Source organism: Streptomyces rubellus (genome assembly GCF_036323805.1).
Classification (GTDB): Bacteria; Actinomycetota; Actinomycetes; order Streptomycetales; family Streptomycetaceae; genus Streptomyces.
This window is the reverse complement of record NZ_JAZDCX010000028.1, coordinates 61589-80150: the sequence shown is the minus strand read 5'-3', so window position 1 is coordinate 80150 and position 18562 is coordinate 61589. Positions and strand designations below refer to the sequence as shown.

Here is an 18562-nt window from a genome sequence, read left to right as displayed (position 1 = left end):
AGACGCTATCCGTACTCGGGCCCCGCACGCACAATAGATGTGATGCCGGAATACGAATTTCGTGATGTGTACGTCCCGCGCGGGGTCTCCCGCAAGGCCGCGACACGTCTGCTGACCGACCATGCCGAGTACGGGCACTGGGAACTGGACCGCCTGAGGCTCAACTCCGACGGCAGCCGTCAGGTGCGGCTGCGGCGGCGGGTCATCCGCCAGCTGCGCGCCACCTGGTGACGCGGCTCACACGGGAGCGGACCCCGGCCCCGGCAGGGGGCGGGGTCCGCTCCTCGTCGTGCGCGGGGTGCGGCACGGAGCGCGGGGTCAGCTCCGCGCCGCGCGGGCACGCCGGTAGAGCACGGCGCCGCCGAGCAGCGCACCGGCGCTGACCGGCAGGATCGTGCCCAGCGCGGGCGCGCCGGTCTCCGCCAGGCGGCCTTCGACGGGCACCTGGACGTCGTCCCGGGAGTCGTCGTCCCGGCCGGGGGCCTCGGCGGCGGGCTCGCGCTCCTCGTCCTGCTCCTGCTCCCGCTCCTTGTCCGCCGGCTTGTCCCTGCCCTTCTCCTTGTCCTCGCGGTCCTCGTGCCCCGGCTTGCCCTTGTTCCCGGGCTCCTCCTCGCAGTCCTGCTCCTGCGGCTTCTCGGGCTTCTCCGGGGCCTTCGGCTTCTCGGTGACCGGCGCGGGCGCGGAGCCCTCGTTGACGCAGTCGTTGCCGAAGGCCGAGTTGAGCCCGCCGCCGGCGGTGACGGAGTTGCCGCAGATGTTCGCCGGGCCCTTCACGGGGGCCTGGACGACATTGCCGGAGCCGATGTCCAGCAGCCCGTCGGAGCCCCTGGCCACCCCCCGGGCCGTCGCGCCCTCGGTGTGCCCGGCGCCCTCGGCGTGGCGGTGGCCCCCGTCGTGGCGGTGCCCCCCGTCGTGGCGGTGGCTCTCGGTGCGCTGCCCGTGGCCCAGGTTGGCGCACTCGTTGCCGTACGCGGAGTTGAGCGCGCCGACCGCGGACACGGTGTTGCCGCAGATGTTCGCCGGGCCGTGCACCGGCGCCTGGACGGTGTTGCCGGACAGCACGCCCGAGGAGCCGATGGCGGCGCCCTCGGCGCCGGCGTCGGCGTGAGCGTGCCCGCCCGAGATGGCCAGCACTCCGCCGGCCGCCGCGATGGTGATCAGGCCCTTCCTGGTGACCTGTCGCATGTGTACTTCCCCTTGCCTTCTACGGTGCGTGGTGGTGTGTGGGATGGCGGGCGGAAGGCGTCTGCCGGCCGCTCCGCCCGAAACGGCGGCCCCGGGGCGCATGGCGCGCACTCCGGGGCCGCCGTGCGCCGGACCCGCGCGGGCCCGGTCGCGACGTCAGTGGTTGACGCAGGAGTTGCCGAAGGCGGAGTTCATCAGCCCGATCACGTTGACCGTGTTGCCACAGGCGTTCGCCGGGCCGTCGACGGGCACCTGGACGACATTGCCGGAGCCGATCCCCCCGGAGCCGACGGCGGCACCCTCGGCGCCGGCGCCGGCCATGGCCGCGCCGGCGCCCGCGAACGCCAGACCGCCGGCGGCGGCCGCGACAGCGGCAACCTTCTTGATCATTGGTTCCTCCTCGTTGGCAACGCGGTCCCAGCCGCGGACCGCACCCCCTGTAACGACACCGGAGGAGAGGAGCTACGGTCCGTGAGGGCTTTCACCCGACCCGGGGACGGTCGTACACAGTGGCGAACGGGATCGCTCCCGGTGCCGGCCGCCAGGACGGCCGGCACCGGGAGCGGAGGCCGGCACCGGACGGTGCCGGTCAGGACTGGGCGATGAAGCGGTCCAGCACCCGTACGCCGAAGCGCAGGCCGTCCACCGGCACCCGCTCGTCCACACCGTGGAACATGCCGGCGAAGTCCAGTTCCGGCGGCAGCTTCAGCGGGGCGAAACCGAAGCACCGGATGCCCAGGTCGTCGAAGGACTTGGCGTCGGTGCCCCCGGAGAGCATGTAGGGCACGGCCCGCGCGATCGGGTCCTCGGCCCGCAGCGCGGACTGCATGGCGTCCACCAGCGCCCCGTCGAAGGTGGTCTCCACCGCCTTGTCGGCGTGCACGTCCTCGCGCCGCACCCGCGGCCCCAGGATCCGGTCGAGGTCGGCCAGGAACTCCTCCTCGTACCCGGGCAGGAAGCGCCCGTCGACATGGGCGGTGGCCTGGCCGGGGATGACGTTGACCTTGTACCCCGAACCGAGCATCGTGGGATTGGCGGTGTTCCGCAGGGTCGCCCCGATGATCTTGGCGATACCGCCCAGCCTCGCCAGCGTCCCGTCCATGTCCTCCGGATCCAGTTCGACGCCCAGGGCGTCGGAGAGCTCGTCGAGGAAGGAGCGGACCGTCTTGGTCATCCGTACCGGGAAGCGGTGCCGCCCCAGCCGTCCGACCGCCTCGCACAGTTCGGTGATCGCGTTGTCCGTGTTGGTCATCGAGCCGTGCCCGGCGGTGCCCTCGACGGTGAGCCGCATCCAGTGCATGCCCTTCTGGGCGGTCTCCACCAGGTACAGCCGCAGGTTCTCGTCGACGGTGAAGGAGAAGCCGCCGACCTCGCCGATCGCCTCGGTCACCCCCTCGAACAGCTCCGGGTGCCGGTCCACCAGGAAGCGCGCCCCGTAGGTGCCGCCCGCCTCCTCGTCGGCGAGGAAGGCCAGCACGACGTCGCGCGGCGGCCTGCGGCCGGAGCGGAGCATGTCGCGCACGACCGCCAGGGTCATCGCGTCCATGTCCTTCATGTCGACGGCCCCGCGGCCCCACACGCAGCCGTCGGCGATCTCGCCGGAGAACGGGTGGTGGGTCCAGTCGTCCGCGTTCGCCGGGACGACGTCGAGGTGCCCGTGGATCAGGAGGGCGGGCCGCGAGGAGTCCTCGCCCTCGATCCGGGCCACGGTCGAGGCGCGCCCCCGGTGGGACTCCAGGATCCTCGGCTCCAGCCCCACCTCCGCGAGCTTCTCCGCCACGTACTCGGCCGCGGCCCGCTCCCCCGGCCCGGAGTGGTCGCCGTGGTTGCTGGTGTCGATCCTGATGAGGTCGCGGCACAGGCCGACGACCTCCTCCTCGCCGCGGACGGCCTCACCGCGGCCGGCCTCCGCCGCGGTCGCGTTCGGCTCGTTCACACTGCCGCTCACACTGCCTCCTCCTGTAGCGGGGTCCGCCCCATCCTCCCGCTTCCACCGGCCGCGGCACAGCGGCAGGGGTGATCGGCCGGCCTCCGGCCAGTGCTATGGTTTACACGTCGCCACGGCTGCGGCCGACGGCTCACATCCTGTCCGGGTGGCGGAATGGCAGACGCGCTAGCTTGAGGTGCTAGTGCCCTTTATCGGGCGTGGGGGTTCAAGTCCCCCTCCGGACACACACGCTGCATCCACCGACGGTGTCGGCCGGTTCCCGGTCGGCACCGTCTCGGTTTTCCCCGGCCGCCCGCGCGGTTCCCCGGACGGCAGGTCCCTCCGGTACGGGAGCGGTACGGAAACCAGTACTCCGGGGCACATGTGGCCGCGACGCACCGCTCCTAGCCTGGGCTCCGATATCCGGACACCACCGGACGTCCCGGATGAGAGCCGTGAGGGGTGTGAAGGCGTGACGCAGACCGCCGCGGAGCCGTCGGTGCGCAGTGGCCCACTGACCGTCGAGACGCACGAGGGCATCGCGAAGCTGACGCTGAACCGCCCGGACCGGCGCAACGGGATCAACCAGGAGCTGGGAGCGGAGCTGCTGCGCGCGGTCGTCGACGCGGCACGCGACGACACGGTCCGCGTCATCGTCCTGACCGGCAGCGGCCCGGCGTTCTGCGCCGGGGACGACATCGAGTCCCTCCGGGAGCTGATGGCGGGCAACCACGCGCGGGCGGCCTCCTTCCCGGGCAGCCGGGACTCCTACTACCTGCGCGTCTGCGAGGAGATCCTGCGGGCCCCCAAGCCGGTGATCGCCGGCCTCAACGGCGCGGCGGTCGGCGCCGGCACGGAGATCGCCTGCGCGGCGGACTACCGGCTCGCCTCGTCCGAGGCGAGGATCGGCAGCTGTCTGAGCCGCCTCGGGCACGTCGGCAACGCCGTGCTGCTGCCCCGGGTGGTGGGCCCCGCGCGGGCGACCGAGATCTTCCTGACGGGCCGGCTGGTCGGGGCGGCGGAGGCGGAACGGATCGGCCTGGTGGACCGCGTGGTGCCGGCGGAGGACTTCGCGAGCGAGCTGGAGAACCTCGCCGCCGCCCTCGGCAGCGGCCCCACCAGGGCCTTCGGCATGTTCAAGGAGCTGCGGGACCGTGCCTGGCAGGCGCCCGCGGAGTTCGGGCTCCGGCTGCAGGACGCCTACCACGCCAAGTGCCTGGACGGATACCACGACGGCCGGGAGGGTCCGCACGCCTATCTGGAGCGCCGTCCGCCCAGGTTCACCGGAAGGTGAGCCGCCCCGGAGATCCCGGCCGCCCGGCCGCCCGGCACCCCCAGACGAGGAGACCCGTGCACGACGAGACCGCGCCCACCCGTGAGCCGGCGGCCCCGCCCGCCCCGGAGAACCACCCGGACATCCTCCCGCGCCCCGGCTTCGACCCCGCGCTGTTCGCGGGCCGTACCGCCCTGGTCGCCGGGGCCAGCAGCGGCATCGGCGCGGCGGTCGCCCTCGAACTCGGCCGGTACGGCGCCCGGGTGGGGCTGGTGAGCCGCGACGGAGCGGCCATGGAGAAGGTGGCGGCGTCGGTCGCGGAGGCGGGCGGACAGGCGGTCGTGGCACCGGCGGACCTGGCCGACGGCCCGGCGCTGGCGGCGGCCGTGCGCCGCTGCGAGACCGAGCTGGGACCGGCCGACTTCCTCGTCAACAGCGTCGTGCACGCGACACGGCAGGTCTTCCTGTGCGAGCAGGACGAGGCGGACTGGCAGCGCACCCTGGACATCAATCTGACCGGCACGTTCCGGCTGTGCCGGCTCGTGGTCCCCGGCATGATGGAGCGCCGCCGGGGCTCGATCGTGCTGCTGTCCTCCACCGCGGGCAAGCGCGGCCTGTCGTCCAACACCGCGTACTGCGCCGCGAAGTCCGGCATCATCGGCTTCATGCGGGCGCTGGCCCAGGAACTCGGCCCGTTCGGCGTCCGGGTCAACTCCGTGTGCCCGGGACTGACCGACACCCCCGCCGTCCACGACGAGGACCGGTACGGCCGCGACTTCATGGCCAGCCTGCGCCGCCACCACGGTCCCGCCGACCTGACCTGGGAGCGTTATGTGCGCCGCTCGGTCCGGGGCACCGCGCTGGGGCGTCTTCTGCTGGTTCCCGAGGTGACGCAGCAGATCCTCTGCCTGCTGTCCGACCTCTCCTCCGGAGTGACGGGCAGCGCGGTCGACGTCGACGCGGGGGCGATGTGACCACGCACCCGGCCGGCACCGCGGCCGGCCCCCGCACCGCGCCCGGGCCCGGCGCCCCGGCGCCCCACGGGGGCCCGGCCCTCGTGCTGAACCGCGAGGCGCCCGGCGCGGACATCGTCGAGGACGCCCTGCGCTCGGCCGGGCTCCGGGTGACCGGTCCCGGCGGCACCGGACCCGGCACCCCGGGTGTCTGCTGCGCGATGCTGACCGGGGAGCGGGTCCTCGGGCACGGCGGGCGCCGGGGGGACAGCCGTCCGCTGGACCGGCGGGCGGTGGCGGAGACGGCCCGGGCCATGGCCGAGCGGGGTACCGGACGCATGCTGCTGGTCACCGACTTCGGCCCGGAGGTGCACGCCGCCACCGATCCCGGTCACGCGGCCGACCGCGCCGGCGATCTCGCCTTCTGGCGCCATCTCGCCGCCCGGCTGGCCCCCAGGGGGGTCCTGCTCAACCAGCTCCGCCTCGGTGTCGCCCCGTTTCTGGACGGCCCGGACGGCCCGTGCGGCCCGGACGGCCCGGTGCGGCGGGCGGAGGTGCTGCGGCATCTCGCGCTCCGGCGCGCCGCCCGGCCCGAGGACCTCTCCGCGGCGGTGCGGCAGCTGATCGCCGCGGAGTGCTCCTACACCGTCGGTGACACGCTCCATGTCGACGGCGGGATGGGACTGGGCATGATCCCGCCGGCCGCTCCGGGCGGCCCTCCCGGGGGCGCCGGGAGGGCCGGGGAGCCCGCGGCGGCCGGGGAGCCCGCGGCGCGGGGTTTCGACCTGCGCGGCCGGACCGTGCTCGTCGTCGGCGCCTCCAGCGGCATCGGCCGGGCGGCGGCGGTGAGCGCGGCCCGGCGCGGTGCGAGCACGGTCCTGGTGGCCCGCCGCCGCGCGGAACTGGCGGAGCTGGCGGACGAGCTGGGTTCCGGACCCGCACCGGCCGGGGCGGCGCCCCGGCACCGGGTGCTGCCCCTCGACGTCTCGCGGACGGAGTCGGTGCCCCGCACGGTGCGGGACGCGGTCGCCGCCGCGGGACGTGTCGACGCCCTGGTGTACGCGACGGGGCTCTTCGCGCTCGACCGGCCGGAGTCGGGGGCGGACGTGCGGGACCGCTCCCTCGCGCTCAACCTCCACGGGTACGCGGCGTTCGCCGAGGAACTCGTGCGGTACTGGATCGAACAGGGCATACCCGGCTCGGTCGTGGGCGTGAGCTCCGTCGGCGCGTCGGCGGCGCTGGTGCGACACATGGAGAGCTACGGGGCGAGCAAGGCGGCCATGGCGCACTACACACGCTGCCTGGCGGCCACCGCGGGACGGTACGGCATTCGCGTCAATCATGTGGCGCCCGGTCTGATCCGCACGCCGATGTCGTCGATCGTGAGCACCGGGTTCGAGCGGTGCTGGCTGTCCAGAATTCCACTGGGCCGGGTCGGCACGGCCGAGGAGGTCGCGTCCTGGATCAGTTATCTGGTGAGCGACGCCGCCGGATATGTCACCGGAACCGCCGTACGTGCCGACGGGGGTTTCGGCCTGGCCGGACTTCCGCCGCTGCGTCTGCCGTGAGCCTCTGACCAGCAGATATCCGGAGTACCGGTACCCGGCGTCCCATGCCGGCCGACGGCCCGGGTACCCGGAAACCCTGTTCCGTACCGCGTTTCTGCGATTTCCTCGAAGGAGCTGCCGATGCGGATGAGAACAGAACGGATGTGCCGCGAGAGCGAAGTCGTCCACCCGAGCGGATCAGAATTCCGAGCAATAGGGGCAGGGTGCATGGAAAACACCGCGAAAAACGCCGCCACCAAGTATGAAGCCGTCCGGATAACCGGGCTGGGATTCCTGCTCCCGGGGGCGGACACCGTGGCGGCGGCCTGGCGTCATCTGTCGGAGGGGAACTCGCAGCTCGGCCCCGTCCCCGCCGAACTCGGCGGCACGACCGGGGTGTTCTCCGCCGGCCGGGTCACCGGTTTCGACCACCGCGACTACCTCACCGACCTTCCGGACAACTTCACCAAGCGCTACAGCCGGGACATCCTCCTGGTGATGTCCGCGGTCGAGAACGCCCGGTCCGACGCCGGGCTCGACAGCGCCGGCGCCGTCGCCCCGGACCGCATGGGAGTGGTCGCCTCCAGCGCGCGGGGGCCGGCCGAGTGGTGGTACCAGGCGGCGTCGGGCCACGACCTGGGCACCACCTGGCCGACCGTCGCCCCGGACCGGGCGATCTTCGCCTCGCTGCCGGGCACCCCCGCCACGCTGAGCGCCATCCGGATCGGCGCACAGGGCCTGGTGACCACCGTGAGCAACGCCTGTGTCGGCGGCCACCAGGCACTGGCGCTGGCCGCCGACCAGATCGAGCGCGGCGCGGCCGACGTGATGTACGTCATCGGCTACGACCTGCCGCTGGTCCCCTCGGTGCTCCAGGTCTACTCGGCCCCGGGCAGCACGGTGCTGAGCCAGGAGCGGGACGCGCGGCGCGCGGTCAAGCCGTACCACAAGGACCGGGACGGCTTCGCCCTCGGCGAGGGGGCGGTCGTGGTGGTCCTGGAGAGCGAGGCCCACGCGCGGGCCCGCGGCACCGCCGGATACGCCGCGCTGCGGGCGGCGCACAGCATCAACGAGGCCGCGCACGCGACACGGATGGACCTCTCCGGACGCAGCACCGCCCGGATGATGGCGGAACTGCTCGACACGGCCGGCCGGCGTCCCGGGGCCGTCGACTACATCTGCGGCCACGGCACCGCGACCCGCTACAACGACGTCTGCGAGAGCCGGGCGCTGTCCCACCTCTACGGCGAGAAGCGGTCGCTCTGGCCGCCGATCGGATCGAACAAGCCGATCTTCGGGCACCTGCTCGGCGGCGCGGGCCTCCTGAACTGCGCCGCGGTCGCCCTGATGCTGTGGCGGCAGTGCCTGGCCCCCACGATCAACAGCGAGGAACCGGACCCGGAGTGCGCCCACGACCACGTGGCGGAGGGCGCCCGCCCCGTCCGGCTGCGCTCGGCCGTGTCGCTGGCCTTCGCCATCGGCAGCCAGAGCTCCTCGGTCCTGCTGGAGGCCGCCGAGTGACCCCGCGCGACCACGCCGGGCGGGCGGGGCCCGCGGCCGGGACCCCGGAGGAGGGCGGTGCCCCGTGAACGGCCCGTGCGAGACCGGGGCGCACCGGGTGCCCGGCCCCGACGAGCTGTGCGCGGAGTTCCTCGAACCGGGCGACCACCTCCACATCGCCTCGACCATGTCCCGGCCGAACGTCCTGGTGCTGGCCGTGGCCCGGGTGTTCGGCGCCCGCGGCCGGTTCACGGTGAGCAGCAACGCGCTGCACGCCGGTGTGCACGCGCTGACGATGGCCGGTGCCGTACGGCATGCCGTCACCGGCTTCGCCGGCGACACCGTGCCGTACTCCGCGCCCAACCGGCTCTACCGGGACCTCGCCGAGGGCCGCCCCTTCACCGTGGAGGAGTGGAGCCTGCTGTCGCTGGTCCAGCGGCTCGTCGCCGGGGCCACCGGCCTGCCGGCCGCGGTCACCTCCTCGCTGGCCGGTTCGGACCTGCCCCGCGGCGCGTCCGTGGCACCCGTCCGGACGCCGGCCCCGGCGGGAGACGCGGTACCGGCGCAGGCCGGCCCGCCGGACGGGGACGTCCGGCCCGGGCTGCTGATCCCCCCGCTGCGGCCGGACGTCACCCTGCTGCACGCCCAGTGCGCCGACCGGCTGGGAAACCTGTACCTCGCCGGTCCGCTGGGCGAGGGGCCGTGGGGCGCGCTGGCCGCCCGCAGGGGGGTGCTCGCCACGGTGGAGCGGGTGGTGGACGAACCGCCCGCCGGAGCGGACTGCTCGATACCGGCCGACCGGGTGCTCTCACTGGCCGTGTGCCCCTGGGGCGCCCACCCGCAGGGGCTGGCGCCTCTGCGGTCCGCCGGGGTGGCCGGCTACCTGGACGACTACGGCTTCCTCGCCGACCTCGCGGCGGCCTGCCGGACCCCGCGGGACACCGAGCGGTGGTTCCGGCGCTGGGTGGGCGAGGTGACCGGCCACGCCGACCACCTCGCCCGGCTCGGACCGCGGCGGCTGGCCGGCCTCCGGCTGGACGGAGCGGACCCGCGGGAGACCGGAGTGGACCCGGCGGCCGGACGGACGGCACCCGCGGCACCCGCGGCCCGGGCCGTACCCGCCGCCGCCCCGGAGCGGACGGGCCAGCCGACACCGCGGGAGCGGCACATCGTCCTCGCCGCGCGCGCGATCGCACGGCGGGTGCTGGACCGGGGCTACCGGACCGCCCTGGCGGGCATCGGCACCGCGCACATCGCGACCTGGCTCGCCGCCCATCTGCTCGCGGAGCGCGGGGTGCGCCTCCAGGTCTGCGCGGAGCTCGGAATGATCGACTTCTCCCCCGAACCCGGCGACACCTTCCTGTTCTCCCAGCGGCATGTCGCCCGCTGCCGGCGGACCGGCGGAATCCTCGACGTCCTGGGCGGCCTGGCCGGCGGCGGCGCGGGCCGCACCCTGGGCGTGCTGTCCACCGCGCAGATCGACGCCGCCGGGGCGCTGAACACCAGCCGGCGCGGTGACGGGCGGTTCCTCGTCGGCTCCGGGGGCGCCAACGACATCGCCTCACACGTGGACACGGTCGTCGTGGCCCCGGCCTCGCCGCGCCGCTACGTGCCGGCGGTGGACTTCGTCACCAGCCCCGGGCACAACGTCCGCTGTGCGGTGGCCGAGTTCGGCGCCTTCACCAGGGAGCACGCCGCCGAGCCGTTCACCCTGACGTCGTGGAGCCCGCCACCCGGCTCCGGCGGCACACCGCGGTCCGCGATCGAGGACCTCACCAGCTGGAAACCGCTCGTCGCCCGGGAACTCCCGACCGAGGACGCCGTCACGGCCGGGGAGCTCGACAGGCTGCGGGCCCTGGACCCCGAAGGGGTGTACCGATGAAGACACCGACGAGGCCGCGCACCGAGCGGCCAGCGTCCGGCCGGGCGGTGCCGGGTGCGCCCGTGGTCCTGGCCGGGGTCGGCCACGACTTCCCCGGCGAGCCCGTCGGGAACGACTACTTCGAGAACCTGCCGGGCCTGGACGTGGACGACGCGTGGATACGCCGGCACACGGGCGTCGCCACCCGGCACTGGGTGCCCGAGGACCAGCGGCCGGTCGACCCGGCCGAGCGGGCGGCACGGCAGGCGCTCCGGGACGCGGGGCTGGAACCCGGGGACGTCGATGTGATCATCGGCACCAGCGCCACCGCCCGGCCCCGGGTCAACCCCACCTCGCCGGGCAACCGCTACATGGACGTGGCGCTGCCCGTACAGCGCAGGCTGCACGCGGTCAACGCGTTCTGCCTGGACGTGACCGGAGTGGCGTGCGCCGGCTTCCTCAACGCCAGCGCGGTCGCCAAGGGACTGCTCGCCGCCACCTCCACCCGGACCGCCCTGGTGGTGTGCGCGGAGAACCCCAGACCGATCCTCAACTTCTCCTACCGCAACTGCGTTCTCTTCGGCGGCGGTGCCGCCGCCGGCGTCTGGCGGGTCAGTGCGGACGGCACCGACGGCATCCAGGCCCTGGCCCTGCACTCGGACGCCTCGTACTACGACGCCTTCGACATCGACGACCAGGACAAGATGGTGATGAAGGGCAAGGTCGTCGGCGACACCGCCCCGCCCCTGCTGCGCAAGGTCACCGACGAGGCGCTGACCCGGTCCGGCCTGGGCCTCGACGACATCGACTGGGTCATTCCGCACCAGGGGAACATCAACCTGATCCGGGACGTGGCCGGCCTGCTCGGCCTCCCCGAGGACCGGACGCTCCTCAACATCGGCCGCCGGGGCAACACCTCCAGCGTCAGCGTGCCCGGCTGCCTGTCCGAGTACGTCCACGACGGCACGATCCGCCGCGGCGACCGGGTGCTGAGCATGGCCATCGGACGCGGGTTCAGCACGGGCGCGATGGTCTTCAGCTACGGGTCGCCGCGGCACCGGACCCGCGGCACCGCCGCCCCCGCCCCGCAGCCCTCAGGAGACGAACACCCGTGAGCGACGCCTTCCAGGACGACCACCGCCCCTCCGGTCCCGCCGTGCGGAGCCCCGGACCCCGCTGGGCACGGCACGGCCTGGCGATCACCGGTACCGGTCACTACTACCCGCGCCGCCTGGTGCGCAACGACAGCGCGGAGCTGAGCAGGCAGGGCAGCGCCGCCAGCGCCGCGGTGCTCGGACGGGTGGCGGTGCGGTCCCGGCACGTCAGCGACGAGCAGGAGAGCGTTCCCTTCATGGCCTCCGCCGCGGTCACCGGGGCGCTGCGGCACGCCGGGCTCCGGCCCGCCGACGTCGACCTGCTGATCCTGAGCAACTGGACGACCCCGCCGTACATGCCCGAGTACGCGCCCCAGGTGGCCGACCGGATCGGGGCCGGCGCCTGTCTGGCCTTCGACGTGTCCGCCGCCTGCGCGGGATTCGTGCACGGCGTCCAGCTGGCGGCCGGCCACTTCGTGGCCATGCCGGAGATCCGCACCGCCGTGGTGGTCGCGGCCGAGCAGTTCAGCAGGCGCGCCCGCCCGGGCAGCAAGGGCGAGCTGGTCTGCGGGGACGCGGCCGGCGCCGTCGTCCTGGAGCGCTCGGGCCGGACGGGGACCGGGCTGCTGGACTCCGTGCTCGCCAGCGACGGCAGCCGCAGTGAGCTGGTGACCGTGCGGATGCCGGAGGCGTGGATCACCAGCAAGCCCGACCTGCCCGAGCACGCCGCCTCCGGTCTGCTGCGGGCCTGCGAGGAGCTGCTGGACCGCAACGGGCTCACCCCCGAGGACATCGACTGGTGGGTGCCGCACCCCGGCACCGACCTCGTGCACGAGCGGCTGCGGGCGTCCCTGGGCGTGCCGCACGAACGGTTCGCGTTCAACTTCCACGACCGGGCCAACACCGCCAGCGCGTCGATCCCCACCGTCCTGTCCGAGTTCGTCGAGGCCGGGCTGTTCCGGCCGGGCCATCTGGTGCTGGCCCCGGCCATCGGCTCCGGCTGGTACCACGGCGCGCTGCTGTTCCGGCTGTGACGGCGACCGCGCCGGAACGGCACGACGAGAGGCGGGGAGGCACCACATGACGACACCGGCACCCGGAGCCCGGCCACCGGAGCGGCGGCCACCGGAGCGGGAGCCGCGCAGGGCCGTCGTGGTCGGCGGGAGCCGGGGCATCGGGGCGGCCATCGCCCTCCGGTTCGCCGCGGAGGGGCTGGACACCGCGGTGGCCGCGCGCGACCCGGAGCAGCTGGACGGACTGCGCGACCACGCGCGCGAGCGGGGGCTCCGGCTGACGGTCCACCGGGTGGACGTGCGCTCGGCGGAGAGCGTGGACGGCCTGTTCGCCGCGCTCACCGGGAGCGGCGGCGTCGACGTCTGTGTCAACGCCGCCGGACGCAACCTGTCCCGGAGGCTGGTCGCACCGCCCCGCGACGGTTCGCTGACCTGGCGCACGCACGGCGAACAGGACTGGCGGGACATCGTCGACCTGTGCCTGACCGGGACCTTCCTGGTGGGCAGGGCCGCGGCGGCGGCGATGGCCGCCGCCGGGCGCGGCGGCGTCATCGTGCCGATCGTCAGCTGCACCTGGCGGGGCTCGTGGGGGCAGTCCGCGTACGCCGCGGCGAAGGCGGGGGTGGTGTCGCTGACCCGCAGCTGGGCGCTGGAGCTGGGCGAGTACGGCATCCGCGTCGTGGCGATCGCGCCGGGCGTGGTCGACGGCGCGGCGCTGCGCGAGAAGTGCGCGTCCGTACCGGCGCACGCGGCGTTCATGGACCGGCTGCGCGCACAGGTGCCGCTGGGCAGGTTCGCGGACGAGTCGGAGGTCGCCGAGACCGCCCTCTACGCGGTGCGCAACAGCTATCTGACCGGGACGGTGCTCGACGTCGACGGCGGGGGCTTCCCGGGCCGCGTCCGGTGAGCGCGGGCCCCCTCCCGGGCCCTGCCCCGCGAAGCCGCGGGCGGACCGCCGGCAGGACACGGACTCAGAACACGGACCGCAGGACACGAGCAGGAGGAGCGACGCGTGAGCCATCAGGAGAGCCGCCGCACACCGGCCGGGGCGGGCCCGCTGGCCGGCGTGCGGGTCGTGGAACTGGCCGGCCTCGGCCCGGCCCCGTTCTGCGGCATGCTGCTGGCCGATCTGGGCGCCGACGTGGTCGTCGTCGACCGCCCCGGCCCCACCGACGAGGACCTGGCCCGCCACAACCTGCTGAACCGGGGCAAGCGCTCCGTCGTCGCGGACCTGAAGGACCCCGCGGGCCGGCGTACGGTGCTCGGCCTCGCGGCCCGGGCCGACGTGCTGATCGAGGGGTTCCGTCCCGGTGTGGCCGAACGCCTCGGAGTGGGCCCGCGCCAGTGCCACGACCGCAACCCGGCCCTGGTCTACGGCCGGATGACCGGCTGGGGCCAGGACGGACCGCTGGCCCACTCGGCCGGGCACGACATCGGCTACATCGCGCTGACCGGCGCGCTGCACGCGATCGGACGGGCCGGTGAGGCCCCCCGCGTCCCGCTGAACCTGGTGGGCGACTTCGGCGGCGGCGGCATGTACCTGGCCGTCGGGGTGCTCGGAGCGCTGCTCCGCGCCCGGCAGGACGGCGCCGGCCAGGTCGTGGACGCCGCGATCGTCGACGGCGCCAGCCACCTCACCACCATCCTGTACGGCATGCTCGCCGCCGGGCGGTGGCGGGACGAGCGGGGGGTGAACCTGCTGGACTCCGGGGTGCCCTACTACGACGTCTACGAGACCGCCGACGGCGGGCACATGGGCGTCGGCGCCCTGGAGCCCCGGTTCTACGCCGAGTTCGTGCGTCTGCTGGGTGTCCGGGACCAGGTGCCGCCGCACCGCGAGCCGTCGGTCTGGCCGCAGCTGCGCAAGCTCTTCGCCGAGGCGTTCCGCACCCGGACCCGGCGGGAGTGGACGGAGGTGTTCGCGGGGACCGACGCGTGCGTGGCCCCGGTGCTGTCCTTCCAGGAGGCCCTGGCGGACCCGCACCTGACCGCCCGGGAGACCTTCACCACCGTCGGCGGCGTACCGCAGCCCGCGCCCGCGCCCCGGTTCTCCGGGACCCCCGCCGCGGTACCGGGCCGGCCGCCCGTACCGGGCGAGCACGGCGCGGAGGTGCTCGCCGAGTGGGACGTGGCCGGTGCGGCCGGCTGACCGGCCGCGGGGACCGGTACCGGTACCCCGGGTCACATCCGGCTTCCGCAGTCGGTACCCGCGGGCCGCGGACACCCGCGGCGCCCGTCCATAGGCTCCGAACCATTCACCCCCAGGAGGCACAGGCAATGCTCGACGGAGAGATCTGGAAGACCAGCGGCATCCAGTTCTCCGGCTTCGGCCGGTACTTCCCCCGGGAACTGCTGTCCAACGAGGGGGCCGAGGCCCGGCACACCACGGAGATCGAGCAGAAGGTGCTCGGTTCCGGCGGGGTGCGCACCCACCACCGGGCCGCGGAGGACGAGGACATCGGCTACATGGCCACCGCGGCGGCCGGTGCGGCGCTCGCGGACGCCGGCATCGACGGCTCCGAGGTGGACGTGCTGATCCTCAGCAACTGGACCGACCGGTGGTGCGCCCCGGAGTGGGGCGCCCAGGTCGCCACCGGGATCGGCGCCCGGCACGCCATGGGCTTCGACATCTGCACCGGCTGCGCCGGATTCGTCCACGGCGTGCACACCGCGGCGATGTACCTGGCCGGTCCCGCCCACTACCGCACGGCGGTCGTGGTGTGCTCGGAGCGCTTCTCCCGCCGGGTGCGGCCCGGTTCCAAGGGCGAGATGGTGGTCGGGGACGGCGCCGGCGCCGTGGTGCTCCGCCGTACCGGCGACGGGAACGGCGGAGGTGACGGAGGTGACGCGCCCGGGCTGATCGACTCCATCATGCGCAGCGACGGCACGCTGTCCCACATGACCACGGTGCACCCCGGCAACGGCTGGGTGCGCAGCCAGCCCGAACTCAACGAGGTCGCCGTCAAGTACGTCGTCGGCGCGGCGCAGGAGCTGCTGGAGCGCAACGGGCTCCGTGCCGGGGACGTCGACTGGGTGGTGCCGCACGCCGCGACCGAGCCGTTCAACCGGGGCTTCGAGGCGGACCTCGGCATCGACCGCGCCAGGATCCTCAACAACCTCGCCGAGCGGGGCAACACCTCCAGCGCCTCCATCCCCACCACCCTCTCCGAGAACCTGGAGAAGGGCGTCGTCAAGCGCGGCGACCTCGTCCTGTCGGTGTCGCTCGGCGGTGGCGTGTGGTGCCACGGCGGGCTGCTGTACCGCCTGTGACCGCGCACCGCCGCCGTTCCGCCCACCTTGCCGCACTCGCCGCGCCCGCACGGGCCGGCGGGCACAGACCACGAAGGAGCCGCACATGGGCAGGCCGCGCGACACCCTGGTGACGGGGATGGGATTCTGCCTCCCCGGAACCGGCGGTCTCTGCGCCGCCCGGGAGGACTTCTGGGACGTCATCTCCACCGGCAGTCTCCTGATCGACCGCGGCGACCGGTACGCCGGCGTCATCGAGGCCGACCTGCTCGCCGAGGCCGCCGCCCGGCTGCCCGGGGTGTCACAGAGGTATCTGGCCAACTACTCGCCGGTCCAGCTCTACGGCCTGATCTCCGTCGCGGAGGCGTGCCGGGACAGCGGGCTGGGCATCGAGGACGGCGACCTGGCGGAGGCCGGGCTGCTCAACGCCCGGCACTGCCTGGACGCGAACTTCCTGGTGCAGCAGCGGGCCCTGACCGCCGACCTGGAGACGACCACTCCGCCCGAGGCGCGCGGTCTGGTGGCCCGCAGCATGATCGGCGGGCAGCTCAACGACACCACGCTCGCCCAGGTCTCCGCGCTGCGCAACACCGGCCCCAGCTACACCGTGTCCACGTCCTGCGCCTCCGGCGGCGTCCTGTTCGGCATCGCCCAGCGCATGATCGCCGCCGGGGAGGCCGATCTGGTGCTCGTCACCGGCGCCGACCAGTACGACTCCGGCCGCCGCGCCGACTTCGACGCGGTCGCGGCCAGGGCGGTCGAGGGCCTGGACCTCTCCGACAGCGTGGGGGTCACCCATCGGATGATGCGTCCCTACGACCGCCGCACCGGCGGTCTGAACGTCGGTGACGGCGCCGCCACGATCGTCCTGGAGAGCCGGGAGCGCGTCGAGGCCACCGGGCGGCTGGACCGGGCCGGTGCCGTGCTGGTCAGCCAGAGCACCCGGCGCAGCCCGGTGCGCAGCACCATGGCCATCGACCAGGAGGGCGTGGGCGTGTCGCTCGCCATCGAGCGGTGCCTGGCCGGGCACCTCGCCCCGGAGGAGGTCGACTACGTCAGCGGCGGCGCCGAGGGGTCACCGGTCTTCCACTCGATGGAGTCCACCGCGCTGCGCGCCGTGTTCGGCGACCGGGTGCGCGAACTGCCGGTCAGCGTGCAGGAGGCGTGCTTCGGGCACAGCGGGTCCCCGCTGGGCCCGATGGGCGTCGCGGCCGTCACGCTGATGATGGAGCACGGGGTGATCTGCCACACCGCCGGGTGCGAGGAGCCCGATCCCGCCTGCGAGTTCGATCCGGTCGCCGACGGCAAGCCGCGCGAGGCGGCCGTCGACCACGCCGTCTCGCTGAACTACGGCAGCGGCATGGTCTCCAGCGCGATCCTCCTGGAGCGCCTGCGATGAACACACTCCACCGCACCCTGTCCGGCCCGCCCGCCGTGTCCCCCGGGGCGCCGGAGCCGTACTCCCGCACCGTCGCGGTCCCGCCCGGGGACACCCCGGGGTACCGCGGCGTCCGCGAGGCACTGCGCTCCCTGGGCCTGCGGGTCGTCACCGACGGCACCGGCGGTACCGGCCCGAAGGCACAGGGGGAACCGCCGGGTGCCTACTGCGCGGTGCGGATCGCCAGCCCGTGGTTCGGCGCCCCGCCCGGCGGCGGGGCGGACGGACCGCTGGACCGGACGGCGGTGCTGGCCGCGGCCGAGCGGATGTGCGCCGCGGGCGGCGGGCGCCTGGTCCTGGTGACCGACGCCGGCCGCTGGCCGGCCCTGGGCGTCGAGCCGGAGACCGCCGCCGACCAGGCCGCCGACCTGCACTGGTGGAACGAGCTGGCGGCCCGGGTGGCCGGCCGGGGCGTCGCCGCCAACACGGTGCGGATCGGCTACGCGCCGTTCCTCGGCCACCGGCTGTCCGCCGGCCGGGAGGCCGACCTCCTGCGCTGCCAGGCCGTGCGCCGCCCCGTGGCGCCGGAGGACCTGGCCGGGGCGCTGAGCATGCTGCTGTCCCGTTCCGCCGGCAACGTCGTCGGCGAGACGGTCCCGCTGGACGGCGGGCTGGAGCGGGTGGTGGTGCCCTTCGGCGGCACCGGCGGTTCCCGTCACGGGCCCCCGGCCGGCCCCGACCCCTGGTCGCTGCGCGGCCGGCGCTTCCTCGTCACGGGCGCGAGCAGCGGGATCGGCGCCGCCTGCGCCGGGGAGCTGGCCCGGCTGGGCGCCGACACGGTGCTGGCCGCCCGCCGGGCCGACCGGCTGGCACAGCTCGCCGCACGGATCACGGACACCACCGGGCGGTCCGCGCACGCGGTCCCCGCGGACCTGGCCGAGCCCGGCGCCGGGGAGGCCCTGCTCCGCGAGGCCGAGCGGGTCGCCGGCCCGGTCGACGGACTCGTCCACGCCGCCGGCGTGCTGGGGCTGGACGGCCCGGGCACCGGCCGGGCCGCGCGGGAGCGGCTCTACCGGCTCAACCTCTTCTCCCTCGTCGAGCTGGCGGAGGAGCTGACCGCCGGATGGGCCCGCGGCGGTGTGCGGGGCGTGATCGTGCCCATCGGATCCGTCTCGGCGCAGATCACTCCCGTGCCGCACGTGCAGAACTACGGCGCCGGCAAGGCCGCGGTCTCCTGGTTCTCCTCGCATCTGGCGATGACGGTGGCCAGGCACGGGATCCGGGTCAACACCGTGCTGCCGGCCGGGGTCACCACTCCGATGAAGGAGGCCGCGGACCCCGCCTTCGTCGAGGCGTCGATGCGGCGGGTGCCCAGCGGCCGGTTCAGCACCGTCGAGGAGGTGGCGGCGCTGGTGTCCTACCTGGCCGCACCGGTCTCGGACTATCTGACGGGGACGCAGCTGCGCATCTGCGGCGGGGTGGGCACCCTGCGCCCGCTGCCGGAGCTGGTCCCCCTGCACGACCACCCCGGCGGCGGAGCGGCGCCCGGCGGAGACGAGCGGAAGGCGGACGGGTGAGGCGC

16 protein-coding genes and 1 tRNA gene are annotated in these 18562 nt (G+C 74.6%); 14 read left to right on the top strand and 3 right to left on the bottom strand.

Translation table 11 applies throughout. The annotated features are described in order from the left end of the window. Window positions 1–42 precede the first annotated feature (42 nt). The gene (locus V1L54_RS25895; RefSeq protein ID WP_100204177.1) at window positions 43–231 is read left to right on the top strand and encodes a DUF5703 family protein; all 189 of its coding nucleotides are present in this window, start codon (window positions 43–45) and stop codon (window positions 229–231) included. An 87-nt stretch (window positions 232–318) separates the two neighbouring features. On the opposite strand, the gene V1L54_RS25890 is transcribed toward V1L54_RS25895, so the two are convergent. From V1L54_RS25890 to V1L54_RS25880, 3 genes are all read right to left on the bottom strand, one after another. Further along, on the bottom strand, window positions 319–1185 hold the full coding sequence (locus V1L54_RS25890; protein ID WP_330120547.1) for a chaplin: 867 nt from the start codon (window positions 1183–1185) through the stop codon (window positions 319–321). Window positions 1186–1341: 156 nt separating this feature from the next. Then, a complete protein-coding gene (locus V1L54_RS25885; RefSeq protein ID WP_330120546.1) occupies window positions 1342–1575 on the bottom strand; it encodes a chaplin in 234 nt (77 codons plus the stop codon). Window positions 1576–1774: 199 nt separating this feature from the next. Beyond that, entirely contained in the window at window positions 1775–3121 is a 1347-nt protein-coding gene (locus V1L54_RS25880) for a M20/M25/M40 family metallo-hydrolase (protein ID WP_330120567.1), read from the bottom strand. A gap of 151 nt (window positions 3122–3272) precedes the next feature. On the opposite strand from V1L54_RS25880, the gene V1L54_RS25875 reads away from it, so the two are divergent. From V1L54_RS25875 to V1L54_RS25815, 13 genes are all read left to right on the top strand, one after another. Beyond that, a tRNA-Leu gene (locus tag V1L54_RS25875) sits at window positions 3273–3357 on the top strand. Between the two features lie 227 nt (window positions 3358–3584). After that, window positions 3585–4406 carry an enoyl-CoA hydratase/isomerase family protein gene (locus V1L54_RS25870; protein WP_330120545.1) on the top strand — a complete coding sequence of 274 codons (822 nt, stop codon included), beginning with the start codon at window positions 3585–3587 and terminating at the stop codon, window positions 4404–4406. Between the two features lie 56 nt (window positions 4407–4462). Next, on the top strand, window positions 4463–5359 hold the full coding sequence (locus V1L54_RS25865) for an SDR family NAD(P)-dependent oxidoreductase (protein ID WP_330120544.1): 897 nt from the start codon (window positions 4463–4465) through the stop codon (window positions 5357–5359). Window positions 5360–5442: 83 nt separating this feature from the next. Next, window positions 5443–6906, top strand: a complete 1464-nt coding sequence (locus V1L54_RS25860; protein ID WP_330120543.1) for an SDR family oxidoreductase — start codon at window positions 5443–5445, stop codon at window positions 6904–6906. 207 nt (window positions 6907–7113) lie between these two features. Continuing rightward, window positions 7114–8406: a beta-ketoacyl-[acyl-carrier-protein] synthase family protein gene (locus tag V1L54_RS25855; protein ID WP_330120542.1), complete on the top strand. Its 1293-nt coding sequence runs from the start codon at window positions 7114–7116 to the stop codon at window positions 8404–8406. Between the two features lie 64 nt (window positions 8407–8470). Beyond that, window positions 8471–10267 carry a CoA-transferase gene (locus V1L54_RS25850; protein WP_330120541.1) on the top strand — a complete coding sequence of 599 codons (1797 nt, stop codon included), beginning with the start codon at window positions 8471–8473 and terminating at the stop codon, window positions 10265–10267. Beyond that, the gene (locus V1L54_RS25845; RefSeq protein WP_330120540.1) at window positions 10264–11361 is read left to right on the top strand and encodes a 3-oxoacyl-ACP synthase III family protein; all 1098 of its coding nucleotides are present in this window, start codon (window positions 10264–10266) and stop codon (window positions 11359–11361) included. The genes V1L54_RS25850 and V1L54_RS25845 overlap by 4 nt, the downstream gene beginning before the upstream one ends. Continuing rightward, window positions 11358–12374: a ketoacyl-ACP synthase III gene (locus V1L54_RS25840; protein ID WP_330120539.1), complete on the top strand. Its 1017-nt coding sequence runs from the start codon at window positions 11358–11360 to the stop codon at window positions 12372–12374. The genes V1L54_RS25845 and V1L54_RS25840 overlap by 4 nt, the downstream gene beginning before the upstream one ends. Before the next feature lie 46 nt (window positions 12375–12420). Further along, entirely contained in the window at window positions 12421–13260 is an 840-nt protein-coding gene (locus V1L54_RS25835; protein ID WP_330120538.1) for an SDR family NAD(P)-dependent oxidoreductase, read from the top strand. Between the two features lie 105 nt (window positions 13261–13365). After that, window positions 13366–14502 carry a CaiB/BaiF CoA transferase family protein gene (locus tag V1L54_RS25830; protein ID WP_330120537.1) on the top strand — a complete coding sequence of 379 codons (1137 nt, stop codon included), beginning with the start codon at window positions 13366–13368 and terminating at the stop codon, window positions 14500–14502. Between the two features lie 128 nt (window positions 14503–14630). After that, complete coding sequence (locus V1L54_RS25825) at window positions 14631–15623, top strand: 3-oxoacyl-[acyl-carrier-protein] synthase III C-terminal domain-containing protein (RefSeq protein WP_330120536.1); 993 nt, start codon at window positions 14631–14633, stop codon at window positions 15621–15623. A gap of 85 nt (window positions 15624–15708) precedes the next feature. Beyond that, window positions 15709–17001: a beta-ketoacyl synthase N-terminal-like domain-containing protein gene (locus V1L54_RS25820; protein WP_330120535.1), complete on the top strand. Its 1293-nt coding sequence runs from the start codon at window positions 15709–15711 to the stop codon at window positions 16999–17001. After that, entirely contained in the window at window positions 16998–18557 is a 1560-nt protein-coding gene (locus V1L54_RS25815; protein WP_330120534.1) for an SDR family oxidoreductase, read from the top strand. The genes V1L54_RS25820 and V1L54_RS25815 overlap by 4 nt, the downstream gene beginning before the upstream one ends. Window positions 18558–18562 lie beyond the last annotated feature (5 nt).